Raw genomic sequence first — 21275 nt, forward strand, 5'->3', positions numbered from 1 at the left:
AACAATGCTGTTAAAACCAAGCATCCGATACAAAAAGCCGTAGAATTTTACCTTTTCCCACAGAAAAATCAATAATTGACCGGTTTTATTTTAGAGATTTCCCTAAGATATGATAGATAACTTAGCGATAATCAAAAATGGATAACATCAAATAACAGTCGGCGGTGCCGCTGTTGGTGGTGTTATCGGTCATCAAGTCGGAAAATGATCTTAGTTCATTCCTTCCTTAGCGAGGGAATTTTCAAATCTGTATTCGCCTCGTTAAATGATCGGCAAAATTTTATTGTTCGCTATCTACCTACTATCCACTAATAACGAATGCTTATAGCATGCCAATATCCGCAAAAAATTGTCGATAAATTTCTGCTTTCTTTGCTAATGCTAATGGGTAAGCTCGTGATGATGAAGGAAGACGATAAAGCTGATATTGTCGCTGTGCAATTGTGATTGAAGTATTCTCACCATTTTTTAACATTACTCTTTCTTCATCAAGCAAAGAAAGCAATGTTTCAGTCGCTTTTTCACCAGCAGTCATAATCACTTTACATTGAGGAATTTGTGCTAACACTTCAGTGAGGTTGATCGGCTCAATAATCTGCAAAAATTTATCAGAGGCATTCCCCTGCTGACGAAAAATTTTATAACCGCTATCAAAAACGGCAATGCCTTTTGCACGTAAAAACTGTTCAATTTTTTCTTGATTAAAAGCAGTTTTATCGCTGTTTAGGAAATACTCTTTATTATTAAAAAAGACCGTACCATAAATACGCCACATATCATTTTGAAAATTAGGATAATAAAAATTCATTTTCCAACGTGCTTTTGGCGGCGGAAAACTGCCTAACATTAACATTGTGGCATTGGTAGGTAAGAAAGGTTGTAATGGATGTATTTCAATATTTTTCTCTATCATAAATAAGAGCTTAAGACACTATATAAAAGAAAAACTCGCACTAATAAAATTAGCGCGAGTAGTTAAGAAATTGACAATTAAGCAACTAACTGTTTCAAAATACGGCGGATAGGCTCTGCCGCACCCCATAATAATTGGTCACCAACAGTAAATGCAGCTAAGTATTCCGGCCCCATATTAAGTTTACGTAAACGCCCAACTGGCACGCTCAATGTTCCAGTTACTTTTGCCGGCGTTAATTCACGCAATGTGGTTTCTTTGTCATTCGGAATCACTTTCACCCATTCATTATGAGAAGCTAAAATCTGCTCGATTTCTGCTAACGGCAAATCTTTTTTCATTTTGATAGTGAATGCTTGGCTGTGGCAACGTAATGCCCCAATCCGCACACAAAGCCCATCAATTGGCACCGGATTGTCAGATAAACCTAAAATCTTGTTGGTTTCGGCATAACCTTTCCACTCTTCTTTAGTTTGACCACTTTCTAACAATTTATCGATCCATGGAATTAAACTACCACCAAGCGCTGCACCAAAATTTTCTGTTGGGAAATCTTCAGCTCGCATTTTGGCGGTAACTGCACGTTCAATATCTAAAATAGAGGAAGATGGATTTGCCAATTCAGGCGCAACCACATCGTGAAGTTCGCCCATTTGCAATAATAATTCACGCATATTTTTCGCACCGGCACCGGAAGCAGCTTGATAAGTTGCCACCGAAACCCATTCAACCAAATCACGTTCAAATAGACCGCCTAATGCCATTAACATCAAACTAACGGTACAGTTGCCGCCGACATAGGTTTTAATGCCATTTTTTAAACCTTGATCAATCACGTGTTGATTAACAGGGTCAAGCACAATAATCGCCTCTTTCTCCATACGCAATGCGGAAGCGGCATCAACCCAATATCCATCCCAACCAGTAGCACGCAGTTTTTTATAAACTTCATTGGTGTAATCACCACCTTGGCAAGTTACAATAATCTCTTGTTGCTTTAATGCCTCAAGATCATAAGCATCTAATAAAACGCCAGCAGCTTTTCCGGCATAATCAGGTGCAGGTTGCCCTGCTTGAGATGTGGTAAAAAAAGTAGGTGTGATATTAATAAAATCCTGCTCTTGTTGCATACGCTCCATTAATACAGAACCGACCATACCACGCCAACCAATAAAACCGACTTTTTTCATATTGTACCTCATTAGTTAATTTCAAATGTTCCAACTATAGCGCAACACTTAGCCCTACAATCTGTTGATTTTGTTGATAAATGCTGTGTTTTTAAATAAGCATTAATTAATTACCGCATAATATGAATTAAATCAATAGAAAATATAAAAAATATAAAAATTTTTTAAAAAAGCACTTTCTTATATTAAAAAGAAACAAAAAGTAATAACAAAAAAGAAAATCTTTTGTAAAAATGGAGTGAAAAATCAAGATTTTAAATGACAAATCAATCAAATAGTATTAAACTCGTCAACGCTAGTTATAGCTAATAATATTATTTTCAATGTTATAATTTATCTTATTGGTAGTACAATGATTATGTAAAAAATCTGATTTTTTTAAAATGTAATTTTAGGTGTATTTGGTAAAAAACAGGATAAATTCATTTTGTCGAATGGCTAAAATGTGAGTCTTTTCAATAAGTTAAATGAAAATACCCCCCCCCCGCACTTCTATATGTAAAGTGAATTTATGTTTTAATTTACCTTTTATTTTAATGTTTACAAAAAAACTTACACAAAAAACAACAAAGAGCGAAGTAAAAAGCACTGCAAATGGAACGCATATTCGCCATTAAAAGGATAAAAAGGCGAGTTCAATAGTGTATCCATTAAACATTTTTAAGGAATTTAAAAAATTTAAGGAGGCGATAAGCCATGAACAAGATCTATAAAGTTATATTTAATCGCAATAAAAATCGCTATGAAATTGTGTCTGAATTAGCGTCTAGCCGTGGTGGTAAATGTAAAGTTAAGGCTGGAAAGCAGATTGCTAAACTTTTTATGACTGGCTTATTAGCCACTTTCCTTAGTAGTGTGGCATTAGCAGATGAAGACGTTAAGGTTAAGTATGATGCTGCTACAGGCACAATCAAAATTGTTAAAGCAGATGAGAGTCAAGTGCTAGCATCCTATGCAGTAGGCGGATCCATAACACCTATTATTGATAATGGGGACAATACCGCAAAAAACGTTATAGCACTAGGAAAGAATAGTACGGTTTTACAAAGCAATACGATTGCTATTGGTACAGATGCTCATGCTGGGGATTTAGATGGAAAGCTTAGTCAAACTGATGGTAAAATCGCGATTGGTAATAAAACCGTGGCTAGTGGCGATAGAAGTATTGCATTAGGAAATAAGTCAAATACGAATAATGGCTCCTATAATATCGCACAAGGGGATGACTCTATTAGTATTGGTACTTCTACGAGTGTATTTGGTTACTCTGGTGTATCCATTGGGCGACGGAATATTATTGGGGTGCCCGATCCTAATTCGATCGATGTTACTACTGGAAAGCTAACGACAAAGTCTAACACTCCTTATAGAGAAGCAGACCCAGGTGGAAACAGTGTTATTGTGGGTGCTTATAATGTGGCCTATGGCAGTCGTTCTAATGTTGTTGGTACATTTTCCCGCGCTATGGGCAATAATAGTGTAGCTATTGGTAGTGGCGTACAGTCCTTAAGTGATGGCAGTATTGCTATCGGTAAGGGTGGTGGCTATGAATTTGAAGGTGGCTCTCGCTTTAAAAATGGAGAAGATGCAACAAATGACTATTATAGTTGCCACCAGAATACCTAGCATTGAAACAGGTGTTTAGTAATGATATTGAAGGCGATAAGCCATATAAGGAAACTAGTAGTGGGCGAAAAGGTAAGTATAAATATGAAAATAAAGGGACCTTACCTAAGTATAATAACTATGGTGCTGGTAGCAGTGATCCCGGTGGCTTTATTGTAGAGGGGAAAAATGCGCTGGGTGTTGGTAGCTACACTCAGGTGCGTGGGGACAGTGCCATTGGCTTGGCAACTGGGGAAATGACTGCTGATCTTTCCGAAAAGGATAAGTCCCCATACGCCAAAGCCATGAGACAAATCATGGCTCTGGAAGAAAAAGTGTATACTGGTCAGGAACTTGTAGATAAGGCTAAAGAAGAATTAGAGAAGGCAAGGTCCAATACCCCTGATAACTCTGCAGAATTGGAAAAAAGCCTGACAAATGCCGAAAACAAGTTGACAGAATATAAAGAAGAATTAGCAACCGCCAAAAAAGAGTTCCGTAAAAATTACTTATCGGGATATTCCTTTGTAGAAGGTGAAGCAGCATTAGGTGTAGGGCGTCAAATCTTGGCACAAGGGGATCGCTCTATGGCGGTTGGTGATCAGGCTAAAGCTATTTCTAACGATGCTATTGCTTATGGTGGTAACACGTTGGCAAATGGTACTAATTCGATGGCTATGGGTGGTAATGCACATGTAGGTACAGAGGGTACAGAGGGTACAGAGGGTAACTCTTTTAACAATAGTATGGCCATCGGTTCCCATACCAATGTACAAGCAGGCAATGCCGTAGCCTTAGGTGCCTTTAGCCAAGTAACAGGAAAAAACTCGCTAGCAATAGGCTTTGGTAAACAAAGTGGAGAGACTATTACCTATAATAACGTATCTGGTGAGGATTCGACCCTCATTGGTAGTTATGGTACGATTAAAGGCAATAACTCTATTCTTATCGGTAGTAGTGGTAACATCGCTAATGACCGTGTAGTAGGACTTGGTAATAATATTAATATTGCAGAGGCAGATCCAAATGACCAAGAAAATAATACAGCTGGATCCGTATTCTTAGGTGATCATGCGGGTTATGTAAAGGATTCTAAACGCTCTCGCTCCCTAGGACAAGTAGATGTAGTAGGTAGTGCGGGAAAAATGGAATTAACCGAATCCCTTAGCAGTACGAAGGGGGCATTACGTGATTATACTAAGGATTTCATCTACATTTATATGCTGGAACGGCAAGACGATGGCACCCAAATTGGTGCACCCATAGCGGTTCGCAGTGATTTTGCTGGTGGCGATTCTACCGTTGGCGTTGTGAGTGTAGGCTCTACTTATGAACAAAACTTTAATAGTCTTGAAGACATTAAGAACTATCATACGAAGGTGGGTTCGCTTATTACGGTACCAGTAGAGGTAACCGTGCAAGTTACGAAAAATGGCGTTCCATTAGGCGAGCAAAAACAAATTCGTTACTTTGCTGCGGATTCAACGTATGATGAGATTTATGCAGACAATACGTTGAAAGACGAAGATAAGGCAAAGGTATGGAAAGAAATTCAAACGAAAACATCGACGCCTAATACCACGTATACTGTGTTTGAAACGCGGCGTATTCAAAATGTGGCACCAGGCTTAATCGGTGTCAATTCCACCGATGCCATCAATGGGTCACAACTGTTTGCCACTAACCAAATGCTAGGCAATTTGGTGGGCAGTTTGAAGCAAACCTTAGGTGATAGTGTTACGGTTACCGAAGATGGGCAAATCACTGTCAATGGCGATATTAAAACATTGGGGTGGATTGCTAAAGCGGATACGGTAGCTGGTTCTAATGGTACGGTGGCGTATGATGCTGATAAAAAAACGGATGAAACAGAAGAGGCTTACCGAGATAGGATTGCTAAATTGCAAGAGGATGGCTATATTGTAGATGCCTCCAAGGTGATGACCTTTAAAGCTGGTAAAAATATCGGATTGGTACAAAAACCAGGTGAGCTCAGCATTAGCACCATTGATATGCCAAGCTTTAAGTCCGTAGAATTGCGGGGCGAAACGAAGAATGTTGACGGCAAAAATGTTACTGAAGTCACTAAAATCGACTCAAGCGGTATGAAAGTGGTAACAGAAACTTCAACACCAGCGAGCGATGGCAGTACGACTCCTACAGTAACAGAAAAAGTTTCCACCACCGTAGGAAAAGATGGAGTGTCTACAGATGGAAGCGTTAAAGTAACGAATGGAACAACAGATCTAGTAACCATCGACAAAGGTACAGATGGTTCTGGTACGGATCAGGAATATGGCAAAATTGGTTTAGATGGTAAAAATGGTAGCAATGCAACCATTACCGTTGACCGTGGCACTAGCTCTTTAGACGATAAGAAGAACATCGGTACCGATCCTAATCAAGACATTAGCGAAAATAACCCTGCTAAGATGGATCGCATTACATACACAACGAAGAACAAAGGTGGCAATGATGTAATAACCCACGAAGTGGCAACGATGGATGATGGCTTGTTCTTCTCCGGCGATAGTGCTGATGGCGAAAACAACAATGTTAAGAATAAGTTCGATCGTAAGTTAAGCCAAGAAACGAAAATCATTGGTGGCGTTAACCTAGGTTTAACAGATAATGCTAGCGCAGAAGACCGTAAGAAAGCCATTGCCGCCAAATTAACAGACGGCAACATCGGCGTTATTTCTGACGGCACCGATACACTTACAGTTAAATTGGCAAAACAATTAACAGGCTTAGATTCCACAACGTACACTAGCCCTACAACAAAAACAGATGATGGTGATGATGCTACATCTACTATGAAAGTAGACGGCAATGGCGTGCGTTTCTTGGATAACAAGAACCAAACTAAGACCGATGCGCCTAGTCTAACTACCGATGGCATTACTGGTGGTAACAAAACGATTACCGATGTAGCTAGCGGTATTGGCGGTAAGGTGAAGGATACAGATAAGAACAATGCCAATACTTTCTTAGAAAACGTGAATAAGATTGGTAAGAAAGACGGCGATCAGCCAGCGGCAGACGCTATTAGTGAAAATGTGGTAGTGAATGCAAAAGATTTGAAGAATCTCGTAGACACGGGCTTTAAGCTAAATACATCTGGTCAAGGCAATGCAGGTGCAAGCACCGTTAAGATTGGCGATACCATCAATGTAGTAGACGGTGCTAACACGAAAGTGTCAGCCATTACCGCTGAAGATGGTACGCATACATTCCATATTGATGTAACAGGTATGCCTATTTCCTATACGGATAATCAAGGTAATGCACTCACTAAAATTGGCGACAAGTTCTACAAAACAGAGGACTTGGAAAATGGCACACCTAAACCAAATAAACAACCATTAACAGACAACGAAGTAAGTAACAATATTTCCCTATTGGATAAAACAGGAAATACGACAGCAGCACCACAAATCAAGAACGTTGGTTCTGGTTTGGTAAATAGTAATAATAAGGCGATGAATCCTAGCGATTTATTAAATACGGCGGACAATGATCCTGTACTGAAGAATGCCGTTAACGCAGGTGATCTTAAACAGGTGGCGGCAGCGGTTAAGACCGAAGTGACTGGTACAGGCAAAGCCATCGTTACGAACACCACCGCACAAGATGGTCATACTATTTACAATGTCCACGTTGATCCTGTAGTAAATGTAGTCGCTGCTGACGGTAAGACACAAGTCGTTCGCGGTGATGACGGCAAGTATTACGATCCAGCAGATATCGAAAACAAAACATTCGTTCCAGATGGTAAAGGCGGCGGTAATTGGTACAATACATCCGATATTGGTGATAATGGTCAACCTAATACAGGTGCGTCAGTACAAAATATTAACCCTGTGGATGTAAAAAATAATTTCGTCAATCCAAATGGCACCGGTTCTATCGTTGTTGACAATGTGAAAAGTGGCATTGGCGGTGAAGTGAAAGACCCCGCTCATAATAATAAAAATACGTTCATTGACAATGTAAACAAAGTGGGCAAAACAACCCCTGATGGCACTGCTACACCAGATGCGATTAGTGAAAACACGGTTGTGAATGCAAAAGATTTGAAAAACCTAGTAGATACTGGTTTCAAATTGAATACGTCTGGACAACCAGCTGACCCTGGTGCGACTACCGTTAAGATTGGTGAAACCATCAAGGTCGTTGATGGTACGAATACGAAAGTATCCGCTATTACAACATCTAAAGACGGCGTACACGCATTCCATATCGATGTGACGGGCATGCCAATTTCCTATACGGATACAGACGGTAATGCACTCACTAAAATTGGTGATAACTATTACAAAAATACAGATATTACCAATGGCGTGCCAAATAAGGATGCCGTGGCAGTAGATCCTGAGAAGGTAACCGACAACATTAAGGTAATTAATAAGGACGGTAGCACTACTAACCCTGGTACGATCTCCAATGTAAAATCCGCTATTGAAGGTACCGTTGGTAATGGGGCACCAAATGGCAGTACTATTAACAGTGAAGGCGGTACGAATACTTTCATCGACAATGTAAATCGCATTGGTGCTGATACGAATGGTATCGATAAAAATAGCGTTGTCACTACTGGTGATTTGAAAAACTTAGCCGATACGCCATTGTTCTTTAGTGGTGATGCTGCGGATGGTAAAGAATATAATGGTGCGACGAACACGAAAAATACATTCGGTCGTAAGTTAAGTGAAGAAGCAAAAATTGTAGGTGGCGTAACTGCACCAGCTAATTTAACGGATAATAATATTGGTGTTGTATCCAATGGTTCCGATACATTAACGATTAAATTAGCTAAGCAATTAACAGGCTTGGATTCTGCTACCTACACCAGTCCAACAACTAAAGTTGACGATGGCGATGCAACATCCACTATGAAAGTAGATGGCAATGGCATTCGTTTCGTAGGCGATAACAATGCGGTGAAAACCGATGCACCTAGTTTGACCACAGATGGCATTGATGGTGGCAATAAGCAAATTACCAATGTTGGTTCGGGTTTCAAAAATGGCGATAAGACTATTTCTATGTCCGACTTGGATGATTCAGAAAAATGGCCGAACACAAACCCTATTTGGAACAATGCCGTTAACGTAGGTGACTTGAAAAAAGCCAAAGATGCAGCAACTACAGAGGTAACTGGCACAGGCAAAGCTATTGTAACTAAGAAAACTGGCGATAAAGGACAAAATATTTACAATGTCCATGTAGACCCTGTAGTTGATGTAGTCGACGCAGACGGAGGTAATGTTGTACGTGGCGATGATGGCAAGTACTACAACCCAACGGATATTGCGGATAAAACATTCGTGTCCGATGGTAAAGGTGGCGGAAGCTGGTATAACAATAGTGATTTAACTGATGGTAAACCAAAACCAGATGCAAAACCGCAAACCATTAAGACAGCAAATATTAAGAACAAGATGGTTAACCCTAACGGTGGTGATAGCATTGTTCTTGATAACATTAAGAGTGGTATTGGCGGTGAAGTGGTAGATCCAAATAAACAAAACAGCAATACATTCTTAGAAAATGTAAATAAGGTCGGAGATACCATTAGCGAAAATACCGTTGTGAATGCGAAAGATTTGAAAAATGTAGTAGATACAGGATTCAAATTGAACACGTCGGGACAAGGTAAGAACCCTGCCGACACGGTTAAGATTGGTGATACAATCCAAGTGGTAGATGGCAAGAATACAACCGTTTCTGCTATTACTCATCCAACCACTGGTGTACATGAATTCCATATTGATGTAACAGGATTACCAGTAACGTACACGGCAACAGAAGGCGAAAATGGTCAACCAGTCGATGTATCCAAAGTAGGGGATACTTATCAATTAGCCGATGGTACGAAGCTAGTTAACTATGATGGTAAGTTCTACAAACCAAATCAAATCGTCAATGGACAACCAGTAGGGGATGCACAAGGCTTCACTATTAATGACGATATTCGTTTAGTAAATCCTAACAATGGCACTGGTCCTGTGAAGATTACCAATGTAGCACCAGGTGTAGGTGATAATGATGCGGTTAATATGTCACAGTTGAAAACCTTGTCGGCTGGTTCTAAAACGGAAGTGACAGGCACTGGGGCAGCAGAAGTTACGAAAGTAACAGGTGCAAACGGTCAAAATATTTACAATGTTCACGTGGATAAATTAATGACCGTAAAACCTGTGGATGCGAATAGCACCATTGCACGCGGTGGTGATGGCAAGTACTACAATGCCGGTGATATTGCAGGCAAAACATTCGTATCTGACGGACAAGGTGGCGGTAGCTGGTATGATGCTAATGACGTAGACCAAGCAACAGGCAAACCGAAAACCGAAGACGATGGCATTACGCCTAAACAACCATTGGCAGATCAACCACAAGCGGTGGATCAAAATACATTGAAAAACAGCGTAGTAAATCCAAATGGCAACGGGCCTACCGTACTGGATAATGTAAAATCGGGAATTGGTGGCGACGCAGGCAATGGTATTAAAAACGGTAGCACCATCGACGGTACAACTGGTAACAATACTTTCATCGAAACCTTGGATAAAGTAGGCAAACCAGCTAACGAAGGTGGTATTGACAAGACGACGGTTGTCAATGCTGGCGACCTTAAGAACCTAGCAGATACCCCATTGTTCTTCAGTGGTGATAGTGCTGATGGTGTGGTTGCAGCAGATGGTACGGATAAAAATACATTCAGTCGCAAGTTGAGTCAAGAAACGAAAATCGTTGGTGGTGTAAACCTTGAATTACAAGATGGTGCAACAGCAGAACAACGCAAAGAAGCGATTGCAGCGAAATTAACAGATGGTAATATCGGTGTTATTTCTGATGGTACTGATACATTAACCATTAAATTGGCGAAAGAGTTGAAGGACCTTGCCTCCGTTAAAGTATCCAATGGCAAAGATGGTAAAGAGGCGAAAGACCTCGTTACTATCGGTAAAGAAGTAGACGATAAAGCCCCAGCTGGCAAAGATGGTGAAAATGGCTTTATCGGTTTAGACGGTAAAAACGGCAGTGAAGCTGTCATTACTATCAACCGTGGTACTAAATCCATTACTGACGAAGCAAACCTAGGGGAAGCTCCAAGTCAACCAGTTAGCGGTACCAACAAATCGGCTAACATGGACCGCATTACGTACACTACAAAAGGTGCTAATGGCGACATTAACCACGAAGTAGCGACGTTAGACGACGGATTCATGCTTACTACTTCTACAGATGTAGCTAACAGCAAAGCACCAGCTAACGTGAAGTTGAACAATACCATCAAGTTCACCGACGGTGCGAATACGAAGGTGTCCACTGTAACGTCTAAAGATGGTGTCCATGAATTACATGTTGATGTAACTGGCTTACCTATGACGTACACCGTATCCCAAACGGGAGATGCAGGCACTAGTGAAAGCGTATCCAAAGTAGGCGACACCTACCAATTGGCAGATGGCACAAAATTGGTGAAAGTAGACAACAAGTTCTATAAACCAAGCCAATTAGTAGACTCTAAGGCGGATCAGCCACAAGTAAGACCAGAAGAAGTAGCTAAAGACTGGACTGTTAACGACAGCATTTCCTTAGTGAATAAAGACGGTTCTACTAACGCACCTACGTTGAAAAATGTAGGCTCTGGTTTGAAAGATGCTAATGGCAATGCTACAACCTTAGATAAAGCAGTAGGGTCTAATGCAGTTAACGTAGATGATTTACGTACGATGGGTAAAGCAGCGACTACGGAAGTAAAAGGCACTGGCGCAGCAGAAGTTACGAAAGTAACGGGTGCTGACGGTCAGAATATCTATAATGTTCACGTTGAACGCTTTATGCAGGTGGCTGAAACCGATGTTGAGGGCAATAAAGTCGTAAAAGCTGCGGATAACCACTATTACAAAGAAGCAGACATCAAAGATAAAACCTATATTGATGGTAAGTGGTATAACAATACCGATATCAAAGATAAAACTAAAATAGGTGACAAGTGGTACAATGCAGACGACGTTGTGAACGGCGTACCTAAACCAAATGCAACAGAATTGACTGTACAAGACACAACTCCAAATAAAGCGGTCGGCTTACAAAATAACCTCGTTAATCCGAATGACAATACACCGACACGTTTAAGCAATCTTGCTTCTGCATTAAGCGGAGAGGTGGGCAACGGTGCAAATACGGAGGACAACAGTGCTATCAACGGCATTGATAAAAATGGTAAACCGACAAGTGAATCCGGTAACAACACCTTTGTGAAAAATGTATTAGACTTAGATGCAACCGTAAAAACAGAGGAACAGTTAAAAACTTCTCTAGGACACGACCCAAGCGAAGATGAAGTAAAAGCGGAAAAGGCACGTGCTGAAAAAGATAAAGCCTTACTCAATTCAGCCGTTACCGTTGCTGATTTACAAAAAACGTTACAATCCCCACTGTTCTTTGAGGGCGACAGTGCTGATGGTGTAGCCAATGAAAATGGTTCAGATAAAAATACATTTGCCCGTAAGTTAAGCCAAAAAACGAAAATCGTTGGTGGCGTTGATTTAGGCTTGAAGGAAAACGCTACAGCAGACGAGCGTCAGAAAGCCATTGCCGACAAATTAACGGACGGCAATATCGGCGTTATTTCCGACGGCACGAACACCTTAACCATTAAATTGGCGAAGAATCTAGTTAACCTAACTTCTGTCGAGACCGGTTCGGGTGATAACAAAACGAAAATGACCGAAAATGGCATCACTACTACGGTCAAAGATGGGGATACCTTTAAGGTAACCACCACAACACCAAATGGTTTAGCAACCACAGAAGTGAAATTAGATAGTGAGGATATGCCAAAAGGTGAATCAACGACTACAATGGTGACTACTGATGGCGTCACTATTACAACCCAAACGCCACCGGATCCGGATGGAGATAAACCAGCAAGCACTACTGAAACGAAGCTTTCTAAAGACGGTCTTGCAACAGACGGTACCGTTAAAGTAACGAATGGTAAAACTGGCGATGACGCAAAAGACCTCGTTACTATTGGCAAAGGTACAGAAACTGATCCAAACGCAACGGATAAAGAGTTTGGTACAGTAGCGATTGATGGCAAGAATGGTTCTAAAGCGACATTGACTGTAGATCGTGGCACTAAATCTGTTACTGACTCGGCGAATGTTGGCACAGATCCAACTAAACCAATAGACAAAGATAACCCAGCTGCTGGAATGGATCGTTTAACCTATACCACTACGGGTATTGGTGACAAAACGATTGAACACCAAGTGGCAACTTTGGATGATGGCTTCTTCTTAACCACAGAACATACCAAAGCAGATAAAACAAGAACAGTGCTATTTAACCACACTATTAAAGTTTTAGATGGCGCTAATACAAAAGTTTCCGCTATGGGTGGCGAAAAGGGAACGCATACTTTTAGTATTGACGTAACTGGCTTGCCTGTAACCTATACGGCAACCAAGACGGATGCTAAAGGTGCACCAACGGGTGAACCTGTGGATGTATCCAAAGTGGGCGATGGTTACCAATTAGCGGATGGTACAAAACTTGTGAAAGTAGACGACAAGTACTACAAACCAGAACAATTGGAAAACAATAAACCTAAACCAGGTGAAGAAGGCTTAACCATTAAACAAAGCGTATCCTTAGTGCAAGATAATGGCGCACCAGCGACTTTAGAGCGTGTTGGCAGTGGTCGCCGTAATGGCATGGATGCTACGGCAGATCCAATGGCATGGGATAAGATTTTAAACCCATCCGATGCTGATAAGGCTAAAGTAGATGACATGTTAACTAATGCAGCTAACATCGGTGATGTACGTGACGCTATTAAGAGCATTACTAACGGTACTGGCGACAATGCAACAGGTGGCTTCGGATTAACTGGTAACAATGGTGAGGTAAAACAAGACCTTGGTAAGACCATAACTGTTAAAGGTGGTATTGCGAACAAGGTTGATGAGGCAGGTCAAGACCTTCATGTGCCAGAAAAATCTACAACGGATAAAAACACCTATGTAAACGTGAAAAATAACGAAATGGTTGTGGAAATTGCCAAAGACCTTACTGATTTAGATAGCGTAACCATTGGCAACGTGGATGAAAAAGGTAATGGTGGCACTGTTATTAACAAAGATGGCATGACCGTTAAGGATGCTACGGGTAATAACAGCACATCCATTGGCACAGGCACTATTGGTACTTCTAAGACTGATGGGAATGGCAATACATCTAGCACTAACATTGATGGTGGTACGATTACCTCTGAAAAGAAAGATAAAGATGGTAACAAGCAAAGCACGACTATTGATGGCAGCCATATGACTTTGGAAAACAAAGATAAAGATGGCAAATTAACAGGACCTAAGACGGAAGTATCTAATAAAGGGATTACCATCACTCCTGTTGATGAAGATGGTAAGCCAATTGAAGGCAAAAAAGTCGAACTTTCTGACAAAGGCCTTGATAATGGCGGTAACCAAATTAAACATGTAGACAGTGGCTTGAAAGATGAAAACGGAAATTCTGTTAAGTTGAAAGATGCTACTAGTGACATGCTTAATAATGCCGTTAATGTTGGCGATTTGAAACAAGCGATTAACTCAGTAACCAATAGTAGTAATGGCGGTGGCTTTGGCTTAACCGGCAACAATGGTAAGATAATGCAAAATCTTGGTGAGACTATCACCATAAAAGGTGGCATTGCTAACAAGAAGGACGATTCTGGTAAAGACCTACCAGCTAAGTCTACAACGGATCAAAACACCTATGTAAACGTGAAAGATAGCGAAATGGTTGTGGAAATTGCCAAAGACCTTATTGATTTGGATAGTGTAACCATTGGCAACGTCGATAAAAAAGGTAATGGTGGCACTGTTATTAACAAAGATGGCATGACCGTTAAGGATGCTACAGGTAATAATAGTACATCCATTGGCACAGGCACTATTGGTACTTCTAAGACCGATGGAAATGGTAATACATCTAGCACTAATATTGATGGCAGTACGATTACTTTGGAAAACAAAGATAAAGATGGCAAATTAACAGGTCCTAAGACGGAAGTATCTAATAAAGGTATTACCATCACTCCTGTTGATAAAGATGGTAAGCCAATTGAAGGCAAAAAAGTCAAACTTTCTGATAAAGGACTAGATAATGGTGGTAACCAAATTAAACATGTAGACAGTGGCTTGAAAAAAGAAAATGGAGATTCTGTTAAGTTGGAAGATGCTGCTGGTGACATGCTTAATAATGCCGTTAACGTTGGCGATTTAAAATCTGTTAACGAAAAACTTAAAGACGATATTATAAATATCAGTAATCAGGTTGATGATATAAAGAACTCTGCACCAGTTGTCTATGTCTATACAAATGAAAAAGGTGAGCGTAAGCGTGTTTCTAAACAAGGGGATAAATTCGTCGATGAAGATGGTAATCCAGTTAAGCCACACGAGATTAAGCTAAGTTTGGTAAATGTAGATGGTAAACCAAGCACATTGCAAAATGTGGCTAAAGGGGTTCAAGACACAGACGCTGTTAATGTAAAACAGCTTACAGATGCAACAGAAAAACCGCTAACATTTAATGGTGATGCCGGCTCATCTAGTGCCAAATTAGGTGAAACCGTTGCTATTAAAGGTGGCGCAAATAGTGCTGATTTAACTGATAATAATATCGGCGTGATCGCAAATAGCTCCACTAAGACTTTAAATGTGAAATTGTCTAAGAAACTGAAAGGCCTAGAAAGTGCAGAGTTTGTAGACAATAATGGCAATACCACTAATATTACAGGCGATGGCGTGCATATTAGTGGCGGTAATGGAAGTAACGTGTCATTAACTTCTCAAGGATTGAATAATGGCGGTAACAGAATTACCAATGTTGCGCCGGGTGTGGAAGCAACCGATGCTGTCAATGTTAGTCAGTTGAATCAGGTTGGTGCAGCTTTACATAACCGTATTAATAATGTGGCGAAAGGTGCATATGGTGGTGTTGCTTCTGCTGGTGCAATGGCAAGTTTGCCGCAAGCCTATTTACCAGGTAAAAGTATGGTTGCTGCTGGCGCAAGCCATTACCGTGGAGAGTCTGCTGTAGCATTAGGTGCATCTCGTATTTCAGATAATGGTAAGATTATTTTGAAATTAAATGCTAGCCATAATACTTCAGGAAATACAATGGTTGGAGCTGGTGTAGGCTATCAATTCTAGTTGTATTCTGTTATCTTGAGTCGAAAATAACCAACTAACTATCCAGTTAGTTGGTTATTTCATTATTGTAGTGAAGATAAAAACACCATTTTAATTGGGTAGAATCAATAATAAGCAAAATAATATGGTTATATTGTTTGAATGGAGAAACGGATGAAAAAAATTATTGTGGCAATATCTGGAGCATCGGGCATTGTTTATGCCATAGATTTACTGCAATCTTTACGAACAATAGGACAGCCGATAGAGATTCACGGCGTGGTGAGCCATTGGGCAAAAGAAAATTTGCGTATAGAAAGCAAAATGCAATTATCGGAACTATATCAGCTTATGGATTATCACTATTCCAATCGAGATATGACATCAACTATTGCTTCTGGATCTTATTTAATTGATGCTATGGTTATTGTGCCAGCAAGTATGAAAACCGTTGCAAGCATCGCTTGTGGTTTTCACGATAGTTTGATTGGTCGAGCCGCAGATGTGACTTTGAAAGAACAACGTAAATTAATTATTGTGCCACGTGAATCACCGTTAAGCGTTATTCATTTGGAAAATTTGACCAAATTAGCAAAATTGGGAGCGCATATTATTCCGCCTATTCCGGCATTTTATCACCCACCACAATCAGTAGATGAACTCATTCGACAGCAGACAGGGAAAATTCTTGATTCATTAGGTTTAGAGCATCAATTAACACCGCGTTGGCAAAGCGGAAATTAAAAACGTAATGCAACAATCTGTCGATAATGGATAAATTGCGGAGCGAACAAGAAAATTTAGCGGAAAAGCGTTATTGCTCGTTCAACAAGCGATAAAAATGTGCAAAAATAAGCAAGTTTATTTATCCGTCTTTTTCCAATAAAAATAACACCGTTGCGGTGATATTTTTTGGCGAGGAAGACAATTTTTCCGGAACTCATTTCGCGCTATTTATCTCGGCGGAGTACGGAATAATAATGAAAATAGAAGAATAAGACTTCTGAAAAAAAAGAATAGGATTTTTATGAAAACAACGGCAGAAATTAGACAATCTTATTTAGATTTCTTTCACAGTAAAGGGCATCAAATTGTTGCCAGCAGTTCATTAGTGCCAGAAAACGACCCTACCTTGCTTTTCACAAATGCAGGGATGAATCAGTTCAAAGATGTTTTCTTGGGCATTGATAAACGATCTTATCATCGTGCCACTACCGCACAACGTTGCGTGCGAGCAGGTGGAAAACATAATGATTTAGAAAATGTTGGTTATACTGCTCGTCATCACACTTTCTTTGAAATGTTGGGAAATTTTAGTTTTGGTGATTACTTCAAACACGATGCCATTCATTTTGCTTGGGAGTTTTTGACTTCTCCGCAATGGTTAGGGTTACCAAAAGAAAAATTATGGGTCACCGTGTATGAAACCGATGAAGAGGCCTATAACATTTGGCATCAACAAATTGGCGTGCCGGCAGATCGTATTGTCAGAATTGGAGATAACAAAGGCGCACCTTATGCTTCTGATAACTTCTGGCAAATGGGAGATACTGGGCCTTGTGGGCCTTGTACTGAAATTTTCTATGATCACGGTGATCATATTTGGGGTGGTCCTCCGGGTTCTGCTGAAGAAGATGGCGACCGTTATATCGAGATTTGGAATATTGTGTTTATGCAATATAACCGTTTAGCAGACGGCACAATGGAAAAATTGCCGAAACCATCTGTAGATACCGGAATGGGATTGGAACGTATCAGCGCGGTATTACAACACGTTAATTCTAATTATGACATTGATATTTTTAAAGTATTAATAGCTAAAGTGGCAGAAATTACGGGTGAGAAAGATCTTGCCAACAAATCTTTACGAGTAATTGCCGATCATATTCGTTCTTGTGCTTATTTGATTGCTGATGGCGTTTATCCATCTAATGAAGGGCGTGGTTATGTATTACGCCGTATTATTCGCCGTGCAGTGCGTCACGGTCATTTATTAGGAGCAAAAGACACTTTCTTCTATAAATTAGTGCCAACCTTAATTGAAGTTATGGCTCAAGCCGGAGAAATTCTTAAAGAAAAACAAGTGCATATCGAAAAACTATTACGTTTGGAAGAAGAACAATTTGCTCGTACATTGGAACGTGGCTTAGCGTTATTAGATGCTGAGTTGGCTTCCTTAAAAGGTAATGTTCTTTCCGGTGAAGTGGCATTTAAACTTTATGATACCTATGGCTTCCCATTAGATTTAACAGCCGATGTTTGTCGTGAACGCGATATTGCGATAGATGAAGATGGTTTCAATCGTGAAATGGAGGCTCAGCGTGAACGAGCGCAAGCAGCAAGCCAATTTGGTATGGATTACAATAATTTAATCCGTGTTGATGGCACTACTGCCTTTGAAGGCTATCACGCGGTTGAAAGTTTAGCGAAAGTGAACGCAATCTTTATTGATGGAAAAGAAGTTAATCAGGTTCAAGCTGGACAAAGTGCAGTGATTGTGCTTGAAAATACACCATTCTATGCGGAATCGGGTGGGCAAATTGGCGATAGCGGTATTTTAGAAAGTGCTGATGTGCTATTCGCTGTAAATGACACTCAAAAGTATGGTCAAGTTTTTGGTCATATCGGCGAGTTAAAAAAAGGCGAAATCAAAGTTGGGCAGACCTTGCACGCTGTTGTTGATGAAAAACGCCGTCAAGCAACTTCTTTGAACCATTCTGCAACTCATTTGCTTCACGCTGCCTTACGTCAGGTGTTGGGAACTCATGTAGCACAAAAAGGCTCTTTAGTTTCCGATAAAGTATTACGCTTTGATTTCTCACAACCTGAAGCGATATCCAAGGCACAAATTACGGAAATTGAACGCATCGTGAATGCGCAAATTCGTGCTAACTACGAAGTCCGTATTGAAGAAATGGATATCGAAGCGGCAAAAGCGAAAGGTGCAATGGCGTTATTCGGTGAGAAATACGGGGATCGCGTGCGAGTGATTACTATGGGCGATTTCTCTATTGAGCTTTGTGGTGGTATTCACGTTAAACGCACAGGTGATATCGGGCTATTCAAAATTATTTCTGAAAGTGCAATTGCAGCAGGAACTCGCCGTATTGAAGCAGTAACAGGTGAAGAGGCGTTTAATGTGGTATTAGCGCAACAATCCTTACTGACACAAAGTGCGGAGTTGTTAAAATCTGATCTGCCTTCTATTGTCGAAAAAATTCAACAATTGCAGGATAGAGCGAAAAAACTTGAAAAAGAGTTGCAACAATTAAAAGAAAAATCCGCTGTTCAAGCAGTTTCTGATCTAGCACAAAAAGCACAGACTATAAATGGTGTTAAAGTAGTAATAGAATCAGTGACTGGCGTTGATCCTAAATCATTGAGAATAATGGTCGATGATTTGAAAAATCAACTTGGTACAGCAGTGATTGTTTTTGGTGCAACACAGGATGAAAAAGTCAATCTTATTGTTGGCGTTACCCAAGACTTAACCGGTAAAGTAAAAGCTGGCGAATTAGTAAATCAACTAGCACAACTTGTCGGTGGAAAAGGGGGCGGCAGACCAGATATGGCGATGGCCGGTGGTAATGAGCCAGCAAAATTGAACGAAGCATTAGCTTTAGCTCAGCAATTGTTAGCGGATAAGCTATAAAAAATCACCTCCGAAAGGAGGTGAATGACCTCGTGAAATGAACCTATCTGAAGTAACAAGATTGATAAATTTCTAATGGAAAAATACAGGAAAAGGAGTGAATTATGTTAATTCTAACTCGAAAAGTGGATGAGAAATTATTGATCGGTGATGATATTGCTATCAGTGTTCTTGAAATACGAGGAAACCAAGTCAAAATTGGCGTAGATGCACCGAAGGATGTTGCGATTTATCGTGAAGAAATTTACCACAAGGTAAAAGAAACACAGGATAAAGCACAACAAGAAGAGTAATTTTGGCAACTGAAAAATGAGGTAAAAAATGGATAAAATAACCTGTTTTAAAGCTTATGATATTCGTGGGCGCTTAGGAGATGAGCTTAATGCGGATATAGCTTATCGAATTGGTCGTGCTTTTGGGCAATTTTTAAAGCCGAAAAGTATCGTTGTTGGTGGCGATGTACGTTTAACCAGTAAAGAACTGAAAAGTGCAGTAACAAACGGGTTACTGGATTCCGGTGTCGATGTTATCGATCTCGGTCAAACCGGAACTGAAGAGATCTATTTTGCTACTTCATTTTTAAAAACAGATGGTGGAATTGAGGTCACTGCAAGCCATAATCCAATGGATTATAACGGCTTAAAATTAGTACGTGAGGGCTCACGTCCAATCAGCGGTGACACCGGTTTAAAAGATATTCAACGTCTTGCTGAAGAAAACAATTTCCCTGAAGTCACCACTAGAGGTCAATATAAACAAATTTCCGTAGTGGATGATTATGTTGCTCATTTACTTTCCTATATCGATTTAAGCAAATTAAAACCACTTAAATTGGTGATTAATTCCGGTAATGGTGCTGCTGGCCCTATTGTGGATAAAATCGAGGCTGTATTTAAACAAAAAAATGTGCCGGTTGAGTTTGTGAAAGTACACAATAATCCAGATGGAACTTTCCCTAATGGCATTCCTAATCCTTTACTTCACGAAAATCGTCAGGATACCATTGATGCAGTATTAAAAAATAAAGCAGATATGGGAATTGCCTTTGACGGTGACTTCGACCGTTGCTTCCTATTTGATGAACACGGTAATTTTATTGAGGGTTATTATATTGTCGGTCTATTAGCTCAAGCATTCCTACAAAAAACACCGGGTGCAAAAATCATCTATGATCCTCGTTTGATCTGGAACACAGAAAAGATCGTGAAAGAACACGGTGGTGAAGCAATAATGTCCAAATCCGGACACTCATTTATCAAAGAAAAAATGCGTAGTGTTGATGCTGTTTATGGCGGTGAGATGAGTGCGCACCACTACTTCCGTGATTTCTTCTATTGTGATAGCGGAATGATTCCGTGGTTATTGGTAACTGAATTGCTTTGCACTACCGGTAAAACCTTAGGAGAATTGGTTGGACAAAGCGTAGAAACTTTCCCTTCTCCGGGTGAGATCAACAGCAAATTAGCGGATGCGAAAATTGCGATTGAGCGTGTAAAAGAGGCGTATGCGCCAAATGCGGTTGATGTCAGCGAATTGGATGGTATCAGTATCGAATATCCTAACTGGCGTTTTAATTTACGTTCTTCCAATACCGAACCGGTTGTGCGTTTAAATTTGGAAACACGCGGTGATAAGGCTTTAATGGAAGAAAAAACAGCTGAAGTTTTAGCTTTATTACGTCAATGATTTGTTAAATA

At 40.2% G+C, this 21275-nt stretch carries 8 protein-coding genes; 6 read left to right on the forward strand and 2 right to left on the reverse strand.

The features are described 5' to 3' along the window. Window positions 1–322 precede the first annotated feature (322 nt). Together ACXPAV_RS08680 and asd are read right to left on the reverse strand one after the other, a co-directional pair. Window positions 323–913 carry a uracil-DNA glycosylase family protein gene (locus ACXPAV_RS08680; RefSeq protein WP_458003271.1) on the reverse strand — a complete coding sequence of 197 codons (591 nt, stop codon included), beginning with the start codon at window positions 911–913 and terminating at the stop codon, window positions 323–325. 77 nt (window positions 914–990) lie between these two features. Next, a complete protein-coding gene (asd, locus tag ACXPAV_RS08685; protein ID WP_039087924.1) occupies window positions 991–2103 on the reverse strand; it encodes an aspartate-semialdehyde dehydrogenase in 1113 nt (370 codons plus the stop codon). Between the two features lie 696 nt (window positions 2104–2799). Here asd and ACXPAV_RS08690 point away from each other — a divergent pair. The 6 genes from ACXPAV_RS08690 to ACXPAV_RS08715 all read left to right on the forward strand — a co-directional run bounded on the left by ACXPAV_RS08690 (window position 2800) and on the right by ACXPAV_RS08715 (window position 21264). After that, window positions 2800–3729, forward strand: coding sequence for an ESPR-type extended signal peptide-containing protein (locus ACXPAV_RS08690; protein WP_458003272.1), 930 nt, complete (start codon window positions 2800–2802; stop codon window positions 3727–3729). Next, the gene (locus ACXPAV_RS08695; RefSeq protein WP_458003273.1) at window positions 3711–15947 is read left to right on the forward strand and encodes a YadA-like family protein; all 12237 of its coding nucleotides are present in this window, start codon (window positions 3711–3713) and stop codon (window positions 15945–15947) included. Before ACXPAV_RS08690 ends, ACXPAV_RS08695 begins: the two co-directional genes overlap by 19 nt. Window positions 15948–16100: 153 nt before the next feature. After that, on the forward strand, window positions 16101–16670 hold the full coding sequence (locus ACXPAV_RS08700) for a UbiX family flavin prenyltransferase (RefSeq protein WP_039166938.1): 570 nt from the start codon (window positions 16101–16103) through the stop codon (window positions 16668–16670). 283 nt (window positions 16671–16953) lie between these two features. After that, window positions 16954–19578 (forward strand): alanine--tRNA ligase, encoded by a 2625-nt coding sequence (gene alaS / locus ACXPAV_RS08705; protein ID WP_458003274.1) that lies wholly within the window; start codon window positions 16954–16956, stop codon window positions 19576–19578. A 104-nt stretch (window positions 19579–19682) separates the two neighbouring features. Further along, a complete protein-coding gene (csrA, locus tag ACXPAV_RS08710) occupies window positions 19683–19871 on the forward strand; it encodes a carbon storage regulator CsrA (RefSeq protein ID WP_021462397.1) in 189 nt (62 codons plus the stop codon). A 28-nt stretch (window positions 19872–19899) separates the two neighbouring features. Beyond that, entirely contained in the window at window positions 19900–21264 is a 1365-nt protein-coding gene (locus ACXPAV_RS08715; protein WP_021462396.1) for a phosphohexomutase domain-containing protein, read from the forward strand. Window positions 21265–21275 lie beyond the last annotated feature (11 nt).

This window comes from Gallibacterium sp. ZY190522 (assembly GCF_054166015.1).